Origin of the sequence: Aeromonas sp. sia0103, assembly GCF_963895295.1 — a bacterium.
GTDB lineage: Bacteria > Pseudomonadota > Gammaproteobacteria > Enterobacterales > Aeromonadaceae > Aeromonas > Aeromonas encheleia.
Map to the genome: position 1 here is coordinate 232063 of NZ_CAWQKG010000022.1, position 15031 is coordinate 247093.

The 15031-nt window shown below is 55.3% G+C and carries 15 protein-coding genes; 8 read left to right on the top strand and 7 right to left on the bottom strand.

From position 1 onward, the window contains the following. Positions 1–21: 21 nt before the first annotated feature. The 7 genes from AACW18_RS09515 to AACW18_RS09545 all read left to right on the top strand — a co-directional run bounded on the left by AACW18_RS09515 (position 22) and on the right by AACW18_RS09545 (position 7511). Positions 22–786 carry a LuxR family transcriptional regulator gene (locus AACW18_RS09515; protein WP_042654113.1) on the top strand — a complete coding sequence of 255 codons (765 nt, stop codon included), beginning with the start codon at positions 22–24 and terminating at the stop codon, positions 784–786. 232 nt (positions 787–1018) lie between these two features. Then, a complete protein-coding gene (hcp1, locus tag AACW18_RS09520) occupies positions 1019–1537 on the top strand; it encodes a type VI secretion system effector Hcp1 (RefSeq protein WP_010634822.1) in 519 nt (172 codons plus the stop codon). A 186-nt stretch (positions 1538–1723) separates the two neighbouring features. Then, entirely contained in the window at positions 1724–2011 is a 288-nt protein-coding gene (locus tag AACW18_RS09525; protein WP_218388498.1) for a type VI secretion system PAAR protein, read from the top strand. Between the two features lie 10 nt (positions 2012–2021). Continuing rightward, positions 2022–4052, top strand: a complete 2031-nt coding sequence (locus tag AACW18_RS09530; RefSeq protein WP_218388499.1) for a type VI secretion system Vgr family protein — start codon at positions 2022–2024, stop codon at positions 4050–4052. 9 nt (positions 4053–4061) lie between these two features. Beyond that, positions 4062–4838 carry a DUF4123 domain-containing protein gene (locus AACW18_RS09535; protein ID WP_218388500.1) on the top strand — a complete coding sequence of 259 codons (777 nt, stop codon included), beginning with the start codon at positions 4062–4064 and terminating at the stop codon, positions 4836–4838. Further along, positions 4835–6733 carry a lipase family protein gene (locus AACW18_RS09540; protein ID WP_218388501.1) on the top strand — a complete coding sequence of 633 codons (1899 nt, stop codon included), beginning with the start codon at positions 4835–4837 and terminating at the stop codon, positions 6731–6733. The genes AACW18_RS09535 and AACW18_RS09540 overlap by 4 nt, the downstream gene beginning before the upstream one ends. A 13-nt stretch (positions 6734–6746) precedes the next feature. Next, positions 6747–7511: a hypothetical protein gene (locus AACW18_RS09545; protein WP_218388502.1), complete on the top strand. Its 765-nt coding sequence runs from the start codon at positions 6747–6749 to the stop codon at positions 7509–7511. A 269-nt stretch (positions 7512–7780) separates the two neighbouring features. Here the strand turns inward: AACW18_RS09545 and AACW18_RS09550 are convergent, their stop codons facing one another. Then, a complete protein-coding gene (locus AACW18_RS09550) occupies positions 7781–8356 on the bottom strand; it encodes a DJ-1 family glyoxalase III (protein ID WP_218388503.1) in 576 nt (191 codons plus the stop codon). A gap of 33 nt (positions 8357–8389) precedes the next feature. Beyond that, the gene (locus AACW18_RS09555) at positions 8390–9337 is read right to left on the bottom strand and encodes a ketopantoate reductase family protein (protein WP_218388504.1); all 948 of its coding nucleotides are present in this window, start codon (positions 9335–9337) and stop codon (positions 8390–8392) included. Positions 9338–9539: 202 nt separating this feature from the next. On the opposite strand from AACW18_RS09555, the gene AACW18_RS09560 reads away from it, so the two are divergent. Next, a complete protein-coding gene (locus AACW18_RS09560) occupies positions 9540–10022 on the top strand; it encodes a YajQ family cyclic di-GMP-binding protein (protein WP_033132093.1) in 483 nt (160 codons plus the stop codon). Between the two features lie 117 nt (positions 10023–10139). On the opposite strand, the gene AACW18_RS09565 is transcribed toward AACW18_RS09560, so the two are convergent. The 5 genes from AACW18_RS09565 to AACW18_RS09585 form a co-directional block, all read right to left on the bottom strand. Next, a complete protein-coding gene (locus AACW18_RS09565) occupies positions 10140–10946 on the bottom strand; it encodes a nucleoside-specific channel-forming Tsx family protein (protein WP_033132094.1) in 807 nt (268 codons plus the stop codon). A gap of 157 nt (positions 10947–11103) precedes the next feature. Continuing rightward, entirely contained in the window at positions 11104–12495 is a 1392-nt protein-coding gene (locus AACW18_RS09570; RefSeq protein ID WP_218289819.1) for an AmpG family muropeptide MFS transporter, read from the bottom strand. A gap of 161 nt (positions 12496–12656) precedes the next feature. Next, the gene (locus AACW18_RS09575; RefSeq protein ID WP_218289820.1) at positions 12657–13232 is read right to left on the bottom strand and encodes a peptidylprolyl isomerase; all 576 of its coding nucleotides are present in this window, start codon (positions 13230–13232) and stop codon (positions 12657–12659) included. Between the two features lie 14 nt (positions 13233–13246). Continuing rightward, positions 13247–13822 (bottom strand): YajG family lipoprotein, encoded by a 576-nt coding sequence (locus tag AACW18_RS09580; protein WP_218289821.1) that lies wholly within the window; start codon positions 13820–13822, stop codon positions 13247–13249. Between the two features lie 12 nt (positions 13823–13834). Next, entirely contained in the window at positions 13835–14980 is a 1146-nt protein-coding gene (locus tag AACW18_RS09585; protein WP_218388505.1) for a methyltransferase, read from the bottom strand. Between the last annotated feature and the right edge of the window lie 51 nt (positions 14981–15031).

The following is a 15031-nucleotide window of genomic DNA, read 5'->3' on the forward strand; positions in this document are numbered from 1 at the left end:
GTTTGAAAGCAGCATCATGACATGGATACATCTGACGCATTAGATTTCATCTCCCGGTTCGATCAAGCCGGCGATGAACGCACCATAGTGGCGCTGTTGCGCCAATTGACGGTACAAATGGGGTTTGATCATTTCCGGCTGGCCCTTATTTTTCCCAATACCATACAGCGACCGGATGTCACCATCTTCAACGGCTGCCCGCCTGCCTGGGTGGAGGCCTATACCAAGGCAAATTTTTTTGCGATAGATCCGGTCGTGCTACGCGGCATGGTGCAGAGCACCCCCATCCTGTGGGCGGATCTCATGGAGGAAGGGGCCTGTGATGAGCAGAGCCTGGCGGTCATGAGGCTGGCACAGGAGGCAGGGCTACGCGACGGCATCACCTTCCCCTGGCATGGTGCAAACGGCCATGTCGGCCTGCTCTCCCTGATCACCCGTGAACCCCGTACCGAGCAGCAGTGGCTGGCCGCCGTGCCGGCGCTGACCTGGCTCTCCATGCATATCTTCGAAGCCGTGGCGCGGGTGTGTCTGGTGGGCTTGTCTCCCCATGATGCCCTGAGCCTGCGTGAGCTGGAGGTGTGCCGCTGGGCGGCCGAGGGCAAACAGAGCAGTGACATCGCGCAGATACTCGGCATTACCCCGCGCACTGTGACATTCCATCTGAACAATGTGGTCGCCAAGCTGGGGGCAAGCAGCAAGTGTCAGGCGATTTCCTGGGCGCTCAAGCAGGGGGTCGTCAGGCTGAATGTCGAGCTGGCCTCGGTCGCCAATGTGGATGAGCGGTAGTGATTTAGTCTGCATGGCGCAACTGATTGCGCGATGTGCGAGATATTGCACTGGTCAGGCAACGGGTGGTGGTTTAAAGAATGGAAAACCACAACTTGTTGCGCCGCGAGGCTGGGCGCTTGAAGTGCTTTTTCTATAACATGTTGAAATATTTGAATTAAATGGAGTGGCATGGTCGCTGCTAATGGTTCGGTCGAGTGTCATTACCGTTCAACCAATCAGGAGCATACTCATGCCAACTCCATGTTATATCAGCATCGAAGGTAAAACCCAGGGCAACATCACCGCCGGTGCCTTCACCTCCGACTCCGTCGGCAACATCTTCGTGCAGGGCCATGAAGACGAGATGCTGGTGCAAGAGTTCCAGCACGTCGTTACCGTGCCGACCGATCCGCAATCCGGTCAGCCGGCTGGTCAGCGTGTCCACAAGCCGTTCAAATTCACCGTCGCGCTGAACAAGGCCGTGCCGCTGATGTACAACTCCCTGGCCTCCGGTGAGATGTTGCCGAAAGTGACCCTGAAGTGGTATCGCACCTCGGTCGAAGGCAAGCAGGAGCACTTCTTCTCTACCGTGCTGACCGATGCCACCATCGTCGACATCGACTGCCAGATGCCCCACTGCCAGGATCCGGCGAAGTCTGACTTCACCCAGCTGATCCAGGTCTCCCTGGCCTACCGCAAGATCGACTGGGAACACACCGTTGCCGGTACCTCGGGTGCCGATGACTGGCGCGCCCCGATCGAGGCTTGATCCTAGATTTTGTAGCAGGTTCTTCCTTGTAGTGCATTTCTGGTCCTGGTTGTCGCAGTGTCAGCGATGGCCAGGCCTGTGCAAGCTTTCTCCAGCCTGTCTCAGGGATTTGGCTGGAGCTTTTGTATTTTGCCATATGACCGCTGGCATCGGTCTTATTGCAAAGCACAACAGAGGTCAGTCGTGATGTGTCCCACTATTGCATTGCTCGGTGACATCGGCACCGACCACGAGGGGTTTCACCCCTCTTCGGTGATTGCCGCGAGCCCGAATGTCTTCCTCGACGGCAAGCCGGTGGCCCGTCAGGGCGACCCGCTGGCACCCCACGACAAACCCAACAATCCTCCCCATCCGCGCAGCATCTCGGGCGGCGTCGGCTCAGTGCTGGTGAACGGCAAGCCCATCGCGGTGACCGGTACCGCCATCGGTTGCGGCGGCGTGGTGATTGGCTCGGGCAGTGGACAGGCAGGATAAGGAACCCTTCATGGCAGACAGCACAGGATTACAATTTACCGTCAAGGTGGGGGCCTTGCCCGAGAGCACCTTCGTGGTGGCCGAGTTTGCACTGGAAGAGGCGCTGAACGGGCCGTTCCAGTTGCGATTGGAATTGGCCAGCCCCCAGCCTGACATCGACTTTGGCGCCGTGCTGGACCAGCCCTGCGAGCTGCTGGTGTGGTACCTGGGCGAGCTGCAACGGCGGGTGTGCGGGGTGGTGAGCGACCTGGCGCAGGGGGACAGCGGCTTTCGCCGCACCCGCTATCAGCTCATGGTGCAGCCGGCGCTGTGGCGACTCTCCTTGCGCCAGAACTCCCGCATGTTCCAGGCGCAGAAGCCTGACGAAATCCTCAGCATCTTGCTGCAAGAGCACGGCATCACCGACTACGCCTTCGCGCTGAAAAACGAGCACGCTCAGCGGGAGTACTGCGTGCAGTACCGGGAGACGGACCTCGCGTTCGTCAACCGGCTGGCCGCCGAAGAGGGGTTGTTCTACTTCCACGAGTTCGAGCAGGGCAAGCACCGCATCGTCTTTGCCGACGATGCGGCGGCCCTGACCGCCGGCCCCGAGCTGTTCTTCAATCTGGGCAACCGTTCGCTGGAGCAGGGGCCCTACGTGCGCCAGTTCCACTACCGGGAGGCGGTGCGCCCCTCGGACGTGGAGCTGAAAGACTACAGCTTCAAGACCCCGGCCTATGGCTTGTCCCACAAGAAGCTGGGGGCCGAGCTTGAGCACCAGCGGGGCAGCTACCAGCACTTCGACTACCCGGGCCGCTACAAGCTGGACCCGAGCGGCAAGGCCTTTGCTCAGCACCGGCTGGATGCGCTGCGCAATGACGCGGTGACCGGCAGCGGCAAGTCCAACTGCGCGGCCCTGCTGCCGGGCCAGACGTTTTCGCTGACCGAACACCCGAACGGCGGCTTGAACACCGATTGGCAAGTGGTGCGCATCAGCCACACCGGATTACAGCCCCAGGCGCTGGAGGAAGAGGGCGGCAGCGGCCCGACCGTCTACCACAACGAATTTGCGGTGGTGAAGGCGAGTACCAGCTGGCGCGCCCGCATCGGCAGCCCAGAGGCGCCTCACAAGCCGATGGTGGACGGCCCGCAAATCGCCACCGTGGTGGGGCCGGAGGGGGAGGAGATTTACTGCGACGAGCATGGCCGGGTGAAGCTGCAGTTCCCCTGGGACCGTTACGGTTCCAGTAACGACCAGAGCTCCTGCTGGGTGCGGGTGAGCCAGGGCTGGGCCGGTGGCCAATACGGCATGCTGGCCATCCCGCGCATCGGCCACGAGGTGATTGTCTCCTTCCTGGAAGGGGACCCGGACCAGCCCATAGTCACAGGCCGGACCTTCCACGCCACCAACCGGCCGCCCTACGAGTTGCCGGCGCACAAGACCCGCACCGTGCTGCGCACCGAGACTCACCAGGGGGAGGGGTTCAACGAGCTGCGCTTCGAAGACCAGGCGGGGCAGGAAGAGATTTACCTTCACGGTCAGAAAGACCTGAACGTGCTGATTGAGAACGATGCGGCCTGGCACATCAAGCACGACCAGCACACCGACATTGACAATGAGCGGGTGACCCGCATCAAGGCCAATGACCATCTCACCGTGAATGGCGAGAAGCGGGACCAGGTCAAGGCCGACTATTCGCTGACCGTGGATGCGTCTATGCATCAGAAGCTGGGCCAGTCCCTGCTGGTGGAGGTGGGCAGTGAGGCGCATCACAAGGCGGGCATGAAAATCGTGATGGAGGCGGGATCCGAGCTGACGCTCAAAGTGGGCGGCAGCTTCGTCAAGATTGACCCCAGCGGCGTCACCCTCAGCGGCGGCTCCATCAAGATGAACTCTGGCGGCAGCCCGGGATCCGGTTCCGGCTGGGCTGGGCAGATGCCGATCCAGCCGGGTGAAGTAACAGCCCCTGCTTATGTACCGCCACCACTATTTAAGGGGGGGGAGACATGTCCTTTGTTGGCGAGTCAAGATGCAGCAATGGCCATTAATGAGTGTGAATAAGGGGGCTATATGACATTGTCTGTCGTTGATGATTGGAATGTTTTTCTCACACCTTCAGTTGAGCAGAGCATCTACTTTGTGTTGGATCCTGTTGTAAGCCCTGATGCAATAAGCTCTTGGTCCGAGTTGGAGTTGGCTTCAGAATCAATTCCACTTTATATTCAAACTCCAATGGAAAGTATGTTAAAAGCGAGCCCCTGGCTTATGAAGGTCAAACCAGAAAAGAGTAATTCCATTATTCAGTGGTTACATGAGCATGAAGGTATCCCATGGGGGTGGGCTTACGCTAGTCCATTTTGCTGGTTTGAGCAATGTATTCATTGGCGACAATATTTACGTATCTTGATTGAAAATGATCTAAAGGTGGTGCGTTTTCAGGACCCACGGGTTCTTGGTATATGGCTCGCACTCCAACGCGCTGAGCTATGGCATGGCTTGTTAGCAACAGTTACAATGGTAAAATTATTTAACTCAGATATTTATTATAGGATGGTTGAATTAGCGTCTGCTAATGATAGATTTCCTTGGTCATTGCCTAGAGAATTTAGCGATGCGTGGTATAGCTCAGAGTTTGGTATCAAGGTGCAGGCGAGCAATTTTGAAATATTACTCTGGGAGGAGCATGCAGATCTTGCTGAGGCCGCATACCAACAGGGAGGCGATCTAATGAGACAATTAGAAATTTGGTTGGCTGATCTAGCACAGAAAGGGGGGGGGTCTCAACAGACAGAATTTTATCAAGTGACTGAGTGGTTACAGAGTATGCATCAGCAGGTGACTGTATGACATATGTTAAAAAACAAACCTGCACAGATTGTAATAAGCTCAATTACGATTACGATATAGTATTAGTTGATGAACAAAGCAATCCTGTTGCTGGTGTTCCTTATACCTTTCGTGTTTCAGATATGATTCGTTCAGGCGTGACTAGTGACAACGGTGAAATTATAGAGAAAGGGTTAAAACCTGGTATTGCTAATTTGACGTTAGAAGCTGAAAAGCTGGCTGAAGTTTTACAGGAACCTGAGCGGATACTAAGACTATCAAGGAATTGGAAAGATTCCTCTGTGAGAAAACAATCCCTATCAGAGGGGCGTGACTACGCCTACCTTAAAATGGGTGAGCTAGTATCTAAAGTGCCAAATATTGTTGGCTGGGCAGATAAAGAACCACCAACGTATCACTTTCCATCGTATCACCTAGGATTAAAAGGTTATTTTATTAGCTTTAAGGGAAAGGATAATAAGAAACAAAAAATCACATTGGAAGTATGCCCTTTTCGGGCCTGGGTATTAGACCTGACTCATAAGCCTGATTATGATTTGATCAATGCTTATAATCTAGCGCTTATGTCAGTATTAGCCTATGCCTATTTGGATAGTAATGAGTCTGCTATGAAGGCGACAAACATTGGCATTGGTTCGAAGATAGGCTCTATCAAACATTTTTTCATTAACCAAATGCAAGACCTATCCAAACTACCTCATCGGTTGAACGATCTCAGTGCAAATCCTATAGTGAAGGACGTCCCTTTCAGGGAGCGTTACATGATCCCCGCATTCATCAATACAGAAAATTCAGCATCAAATGTATCAACACCAGATACCCAATTTTTCTATGTTGAACGAGTAGATGAGTTATTGATAAGTTGGCGAGGAACCGCATCCATCAGAGACTGGTTAACTGATGCTAACTTTAAGCCTCATAGGTTCGATTGCCAAGTATCTTGCACGGATATACTTTCTAATGGGAAAATTCATGAGGGATTTTACAATGCATTTAATGCAGTTAATGATACTGTTGACTCTGATTTAAATGATGCCTTTGAAAAAATAAAGGAGCTTGCTGACTCTAGAAAAGTATTCATTTGTGGTCATAGCCTTGGTGGCGCATTGGCAATTATCCACTCAACAGTATTGCAGCATCAAGATCCCTGTCTTTATACTTATGGCATGCCAAGAACTTTTACAAAAAAAGCTATAGAGAATATAAAGTTTACTCATTATCGTCATGTTAATGAAAATGATACGGTGACATCTGTACCCGCAGATAAAAATCTTGATAATTTTGGGTATGGTATATTTGAACCATTAGGGTATACATTTTCTTTGGTGCAAATGATGAATCCATTTGATAGTGACGATGGGTACTTTCATCACGGTAAATTAGCTCATTTTTACCAGACTAATACGTGGTATAGTCAAAAAATTAGCGAAAACAATCGAGATCGATATATTCGTCGTCGTTTACCATCACAGACGAAGCTTTATCTTATTCCGACTCTATCCTCATCGGAAACCAACGCTGCAGCACATAGTCAGGAGGAAATTGATAAATTATTTCCGGTTGGAGGCAACCCTGACTATAAAGGTGGGGTTGGATTGTCCGAACATAGCAGTCTTGAATATGCTGGCTATATCAATAAGAGACTAACTGGTTTATTGGATAAGATCCTTGGTGAAGTAAGTTATGATGCTTATGATCAACAGCAGTTAGATTATCTTATTTCGATGAAATCTTATAGTAATAATATTCCTGTATCCTTGCAGAATAGAGAGAATAGGTTGTTGAGAATAGATGGTTACCTAAGTGATACATTACAAGTTTCATCACGCCATCGCATAGTGGAAAATGGTTTGATACGGTACTGGGAAATTAATACAAGGCTAGCGTTGAAATAGAAGGATATATATGATGAACAGAGTTGTAATTTTTATTTTGGGTATGGTATCCAGTGCTTGTGCGAGTGTTGCTGAAAATTTCGTATCACCGCCTGAAAAAAACATGTGGGTTAAAGTTCATGGTGTCATGCCATATAATACTCAACCAAAAATATACCCTCAATATACATCAAGCAGATGTACCAAGAGAAAAATGATGTCGGACGCGACATTTTATAATGCAGATGGCTGGAAAACATACCCCATTGAAATTAATTTCGACAAGAGTACTGGTAAATATAATGTAAACATACCTCTTGATGGTGGAACATCCTGCGAGTGGTCTTTGAAACGAATAATAATGCGCGTATCTCCCGATAGTGCAGTCCCCTATTTGAAATTTTTTGATGAGTTAAAACATTTATCTTCTTTTAAAATAACTGGACAAGGAGTAAGTGTAGATATTAGCACCTCAGGTGATAGTGACTTAACTATTGAGCCAGAGTATTATCCCAGGTTGAGTGTTAGAAGTAACACAAACGATAATGTTCTCTTTTTGGAACCAGTAGAAAAAGGAGAGTTAAATAACGCCCTTTTTGTGCGAGATAATGTAAATGCAGGGGAAATCATCTTCTCTCCAAAGATAGATGAAAAATATGTAGTTTACTATAAAATATCTGGTTCTAAGTTGGATGGGACATTGAAGCAAGAGATGCATTATCCTAATGGAGATGTGGAGTTAAAAACCGATCGTGTCAGACCATACAAGTACTATGAAAATAGTAATTTTAATTACTAATTAAAATAATTGGTTGGATGAAACACATTGCTTACTTTGACTTGCGTATTCTTTTAACCTTAGTGGCTTACACATTGGTGTGTTGCTTTTATATGAATACTATAAATGTACTCTATCGAAATTATACCGATGAGAATATATTCAGGGGTAGTTCATCGACGATGAAAAACTTCGATCTTATAAATATCAATACCTAGTCCTTCGGAACGACCGGGGTTGCTGTGGCCACCCGCGCCGAGGTTCTGTTATTGGCGGGAGGGCATCACAGGTCATGGCATGACAGAGGGGGGCATCAGCATAGGGCCGGCGACTGCGTGGGCGGCCTCGTCGCCGCGTAGCACTCGGACTATCTCGAGGGCAAACTCGATGGCGGTGCCGGGTCCCTGGCTGGTGATGAGACGATGGGCATCATCCCGCACGACCCGCGCCGTGCTGAGCTGGCCGGCGGGCAGGCTTGCTTGAAAAGCCGGGTGACAGGTGACGCTGGCGTCCCCCAGCAGATGGTGATGTTGCAGCACCACCACGGGGGCGGCACAAATGGCCGCCCGCCAGCGGCCGAGCGCCGCCTGCTCCCTGAGCAGGTCGATAGCGAGCGGCGTATCGCGGATCGCCTCGCTGCCGGGCAGGCCGCCCGGCACGACCATGGCCTCGAAGTCACGGCTGGCCAGCTCGTCGATATGGCAGTCGGCGACCAGTTGCACCCCGCGGGAGGCGCGGATCTGGCGCAGACCCGCCGGGCAGCAGGAGGCGAGCAACACCTCGATGCGGGCCCGCACCAGGGTGTCGACGATGGCGACGGTCTCGATCTCTTCCGAACCCGGGGCTACCAATACCAGTACGCTCATCTATTACTCCTTCTGCCGGCTATCCAGCCGGGCTCAGCTCTTCTCTTTGATGGCCTGATAGAGGCCCTGATTGACCGGCACCGCGATGCCGTGTCTGGCGGCGCAGGCCAGCAGGAAGCCGGTGATGGCCTCGATCTCGGTCTCGCGACCCAGTTCCATGTCCTGATACATGGAAGAGTAATTGTCGGCGGTGAGCTCCACCACCATCATGGCGCGGCGCAATAGTTCTTCGGCACTGGTCGGCTGGCCTTCGGCCTGCATCACGTCCGCCACTTCCACGCAGATCTGCTGCAGGGCGTCGGCGAAGCGGGGGCCGGTCAGATCGCCATTCTTGAGTCTATACAGTGCGGTCAGCGGATTGATGGCGCAGTTGATGGCGAGCTTCTGCCACTGGCGGGCCAGGATATGCTCATCCCAACCGGCCTGGCCGAGGGCGGCGGCGAGCTCGTCCGCCAGGCCGGCGTGGGCCTTGGCGGCCTCGTTGACCGGGCCTAACCAGGTCTCGCCCTTGCCGGTATGGCGGAACACGAAGTGACCGTTCTGCATGGCGCCGTGGCTGGTGACGCCAGCGATCACCGGGTTGTGCGGGAACAGCTGTACCACCTGCTCGGCGATGCCCATGCCATTGTGCAGCAAGATGATGGGGATGCCTGCCGCCAGCTTGCCCACCAGCGGGGTCAGGGCCGACACCACCTGACCGGCCTTGGTCATCACCAGCAGCCGCTTGATCTGGCCGGGCTGGCTGACGAAGCCCCGCTCGATGGCGATCAACTGGGTATGGCCTTCCAGCGAGGTGAAATCGATGCCGGGGTGCAGGGTCGAGCGGTGCCGATCGCGCAGCAAGACGCGGGTCGATTGGCCGCTCAGGGTCAACAGGGATGCGAACACGCCACCCAGGGCACCACAGCCCAGCAGTGACCATTGAGGGGAGGAGGGCTGTCGGCTGTTTTTAAGGTTTAAATCGCGTAATCCGCTTGGCATGGAGAGGCTCAATCAAGGTAGGGGCTGCGTTCCGAACAACCACCTGCCGGGGATAAGTGAAGATGTCGCATGGCGGACACTAACGGGTCTCGCCATTCCTGTGCGCAGGGGATTCTAGCAGAGCAGCCCCATCGAAATCAGCAAATTTGCCGGTTTTCTGGTAGATTTGCCCCCCTATAAGCGCAACTTGAGGAGCCCTGACATGCCGTCATTCGATATTGTCTCTGAAGTCAAAATGAACGAGGTGTTGAACGCCGTCGATAACGCCAATCGTGAACTGGCGACCCGTTTCGATTTTCGTGGTGTTGAAGCCAGCTTCGAATTGAACAAAGAAGAAGTCAAGCTGGAGGCCGATGCCGATTTCCAGCTCAAGCAGATGGTCGAGATCCTGCGCGGAGCCCTGCTCAAGCGCAACATCGAAGGCAATTCCATCGACGTGGGTGACAGCGTCCACTCCGGCAAACGCTTCCACCTGAACGTCAAGTTCAAGCAGGGGATCGAGAAGGAGATCGCCAAGAAGCTGGTGAAGCTGATCAAGGATTCCAAGATCAAGGTGCAGGTCGCCATCCAGGGTGACGAGGTGCGTGTCACCGGCAAGAAGCGTGATGATCTGCAGGAGGCCATGGCACTGGTACGCGGGGCCGAGCTGGGTCAGCCGATGCAGTTCCAGAATTTCCGCGATTGATCGCAGGCGGGGAGGGTTCGGCCCTCCCCCCTGTTCGATGGCAAGACCGTCGATGGTCGAGCCATAAAAAAACCGGAGCAGCTGCTCCGGTTTTTTGTGTCCGCGATACGAGTTCGATTAGAACTTGTAGGTAACGGAGAAGTAGTGACCGAAACCAGTGGTCTTCAGGCCGTAGGAGCCGTTCTGGATGCCATAGATGTCGTTGAAGTACTTCAGGCCGTAACCGACGGCGTAGCGGTCGGAGTGCCAGTACAGGCCGTTGAACATGGCGGTACCGTCGGTGGAGGTGTCCTTGGCATCAAACAGGTGATCCAGGTAACCCTGATACGCGATGAAGCTGCCGTTGGAGAAGGTGTAGAAAGGCTTGAACCAGTTCATGGAGAACTGATAGCCGTTCCAGCCCTGCTCGCCGCTGCCTTCGTTGACGTGACGGGCATACAGGTTCATGCCAACCTTGCCGAACCAAGGCACCTGTACGTCAGCACCCAGACCGGTCATGGCTTCAAACAGACCATCCGGACCACCCACGTTGATCAGGTTGGCGATGTACAGTTCTTGCACCGGGCCGAAGGAGAGATCTTTGCCGGTCATGCCGTCGATGGAGATACGCGGTGCAAACTTGATGAACAGGTTGTCTTGGTTGTGCTTGTCGTCGCTGTTGTTCTGGAAGATGTCGAACACGTCGACATAACCGTACAGATCGAAGATACCAGAGCGGCCACCAAACTCCATTTCGAAGTAGGTATCGTTGTAACCACCTTCAGATTCGCTGTAGGGCATCTGATCGATGGTGTGCATTACGTTGAACTGGAACCACTTGTAGTCGTTCTTATGGATGTCACCGCTGTAATCGGCAGCAAAAGCCGGGGTGGCGGAGGCAGCCAGCAGACCGGCAGCGATCAGAGTCTTGGTAAATTTGGCCATTTTATTGGTCTCTTGTGTATTTAGTTGAGGTTTTCCGTAGCCTGCCCACAAGGAGCGGGAGGGATTCTAGCCAAATAAATTCAGCGGATAAACAAGAGCCAGGGAACTTTGTCAGGAATTGTGAATCTAATCACCCCCTCATTGGCGCAAACGCTTGCTATTTGTTCGCTTTCGATGACAAATGTTTGTTTCGTTTGGCTACCATAATGATCAGCACCATCACCGGGATGCCGAGCAGGCTGGTGCCGATGAAGAAGCTGCTGTAGCCAAACAGCTCGACGAAGTGGCCGGAGAAACCGGCGAGCAGCTTGGGCAGCAGCAACATGATGGAGCTGAACAGCGCATACTGGGTCGCCGAGAAGGCGACATTGGTCAGGCTCGACAGGTAGGTCACGAAGGCCGCCGTGGCTATCCCGGCGCTGAGGTTGTCCAGCGAGATGATCAGGGTCAGCAGCTCCAGGTTGTGGCCGACCTGATTGAGCAGCGCAAACAGCAGGTTGGTGCTGGCGGTGAGCACGGCGCCTAGAAACAGGATGCGCAGGGTACCGAAGCGCATCACCAGCACGCCCCCCAGCGCGGCGCCCACCAGCGTCATGATGACGCCATACACCTTGGTGATGGTGGCCACCTCCGTCTTGCTGAACTGCAGATCCACGTAGAAGCTGTTGGACATCACCCCCATCACTACATCCGAGATGCGATAACAGGCGATGAGCCCGAGGATCAGCAGGGCGGAGCCGCCGTAACGGCGGAAGAAATCGGCGAAGGGGCACCAGATAGCCTCGTAGATCCAGGCCCCCAGCCCCGCCAACGGACGCGGCCAGCCCTGGCCGAGTAGCAGCGTCTTGCGCATCGCCTGCTGTTCATCCTGACGCTTCACATCGATATCGGGCTCATGACTGAGCAGGGTGGTGATGATGCCAAGGGACATCATTCCCGCCATCAGCAGGTAGGTGAGCTGCCAGCCGCGGTAGTCGTAGCCGCTGTTGCTGCCGAGCCAGGCCGCCAGCGCCAGCGCGCCGGCTCCCGCCATGATCATCGCCAGCCGATACCCCGTCATGTAGGAGGCCGCCATGGCCGCCTGCAACCGCTCAGGGGCCGACTCGATACGATAGGCATCGATGACGATGTCCTGGGTGGCGGAGCAAAACGCCACCAGCAGGGCAAACAGGGCGAGCTGGGCGAGCTGGGTCTTGGGATCGCAGTAGGCCATGCCCACCAGGGAGAGGGCGATCAGCAGTTGGGAGAGCAGCATCCAGCTGCGCCGCCGCCCCAGCAATCGGGAGAGCAGCGGCAGCGGCAGCCGGTCGACCAGCGGTGACCACATCCATTTAAAGCCGTAGGCCAGCGCGACCCAGCTCATGTAACCGATGTCGGTCAGGCTGACATCGGCCTCACGCAGCCAGAAGGAGAGGGTGCCAAACACCAGCAACAATGGCAGGCCGGAGGAGAAGCCCATGGCAAACAGGGTGAGAACCCGCCTCTCCAGATAGACGACGAGAGAGTCGCGCCAGCTTGTTGTGCGGCTCGGGGGGCGAACAGTGTTCAAATGCCTGACTCCTCTGGGAAAAGGGGGTCATTTTGTCAGGTTCGGGAGGGATAGCCAAGGCAAGCCCGACAGGCGGCAGACAAAAGGCCCACCCCAAGCGGGGTGGGCCTTCAGCCGGACGGCAATCTCTGTCACTGCATGGCGACAGGGATGAGCCGGGGTTACTTGCTCGCTTTCTTGTCGGTGCTGCTCTCGGCCAGCAACACCACCTTTTTCAGGATGATGGGGCTGGTCGGCACGTCGTTGGCGCGCAGGATCGAGCTGTAGCCCGTCTGCACCTGGGCCAGCTTGTCCAGCACCTCCATGCCTTCGACGACCTGGCCGAACACGGTATAACCGGCGCCGGCATTGGCGTTGAGGTTATCGTTGTCGGTCAGGTTGAAATAGAACTGGCGGGTGGCGCTGTCCACCGCCTGGGTGCGTGCCATGGCGATGCTGCCACGCTTGTTGGGCAGGCCGCCCTTGGACTCGTTGACCACGGGCTCGAAGGTCGGCAGTTGCTGGAACTGCTGGTTGTAACCGCCGCCCTGCACCACGAAGTTCTGGATCACGCGGTGGAACAGGCTGCCGTCATAGCTGCCGTCCGCCACGTAGCGCAGGAAGTTCTTCACCGTCTGCGGCGCCTGCTTGGAGGCCAGCTCGATCACGATATTGCCGTGGTTGGTCTCCATCCTGACCTTGGGGCCTGCGAACGCCAGCGGGGCGATCAGCATGGCCAGTAACCAGAGTTTTTTCATCTAACTATCCTCGCTCAGCTCGTCGGCTGGCCCTTGAGATAACCGCGCAGCGCCTCGTCTGCCATGATCTGCTGCAATAAACTGCCAAGCTGCTGGTTCAGGATGGACTCCAGCTCGGCCATGCTCGGTTCACCCGGCTCTTCCTTGCTGGAAGACATGTTGAACTGTTTGGTCAGCTTGCTGCCCTGGAAGTCGGCGATCACCTGCAGACTGACCTTGGACTTGGTGACATAGGTGAAGGTCTTCTCTTCCACATTGACCGCGGCGGTGGAGATGGCCAGGGTCAGGTTGGTGGTGCCGCTGTTGCCCACTTCCAGGCCCTGGCTGCGCAGCCCCTCGGCCAGTTTTTCGGCCAGCAGGTTGTTGAGCGGCTGCTCGCTGTTGACCAGCACGGCGGCCTTCTCTTTCTTCTTGATGGAGAAGACATAGGCGGCCTCGCGCTTGTCCACCCCTTCCATGGTGATCCGGTTGCCCGCGTAATACTGCTGATTGGAGGGGATGACCTGCGGGTTGAGCAGCGCGGTCTCCGGCCAGTGAGTGGCGCAGCCACCCAGCATCAGGGCGGCCAGCAGCAAGAGTGACTTTTTCATCATGGGTTTCCTTTAGCGTTTGATGGCTTTCAAAATAACGAATTTGCTGTTCGATGCAACGACTTGTGCGTTGGCAAACAGGCGCTTGAGTTTGTTGTGATAGTCCAGATGACGGTTGCCAACTATCCAGAGTTCCCCCCCCTGAGGCAATACCCGGTGCGCGTCGCTGAACATCTGCCAGGCGATATGATCGGTGATCGCCTGCAACTGATGGAAGGGGGGGTTGCAGAGGATCCGATCCGCCGTGCCGACCGCGACGCCGTCGAGACAGTTGTTGACCATGAAGTGGGCGCGGGGCAGGGCATCCGGCAGATTGTGCTCGACGTTCAGCCGCGCCGAGGCGACCGCCATATAGGATTCGTCGATGAAGGTCACCTCCACCTCGGCATCCCGCGCCAGCAGCGCCAGCCCCAGTACCCCGTTGCCGCAACCCAGATCGATCACCTTGCGTGCACTGTGCACAGGCAAATTATCCAGCATGAAGCGGGCGCCGATATCCAGGCTGGTGCGCGAAAACACGTTGGCATGGTTGTGGATCAGCAGGTTGCTGCCCTCCAGCGGCCAAGTGGTCGGGAAGGGGTCGGCCAGGGTCGGGCGCTCGGCGGCCGGCGTGTCATCGACCGTGCAGTGGATCAGGCGCGCCTTCTTCCAGGCCAGGGAGGTCTGGGTCGGCCCCAGGTATCTTTCAAACAGCTTGAGGGTCGAGCTGTGGATGTCTTTCGCCTTGCCCGCGGCCAGGATACGGGTGGCCGGGGTCACCACCTGGCGCAGGGCCAGCAACTGTTGCTCCAGCAAGGCCTGGTACTTGGAGACCTTGATCACCACCAGCGCGGGGGCCGCGGGCAGTGGCGCCAGCGCATCCTGCAGGGTGACCTGCGCGGGATCCAGCTCGTTTTCGCTCAGATTGGCCAGGGTGGCCTTCTCGCTGATATAGGAGTCGCTCACACAGACCGGGGCATGGCCATGCAGGTAGGCGGTCAGGGCGCCGAAGCCGTCGTTCATGATGATGACGGGGCCGTCCGCCGCGAGGGGGGTCTCGGCGAGCTGGTTGATCAGGTACTCGTCCGCCGCATCCCAGGCCTGCAGGGGATCCTGGCTCTGCCGCGGGTAACGATACAGGGTCAGGCGACAATGGGCCGTGTCGAGAAGGGTTTGCATAAGAAAGCGTCCAAGATGATGCATATAGATGACAACTGCCCGCAGAGTGCT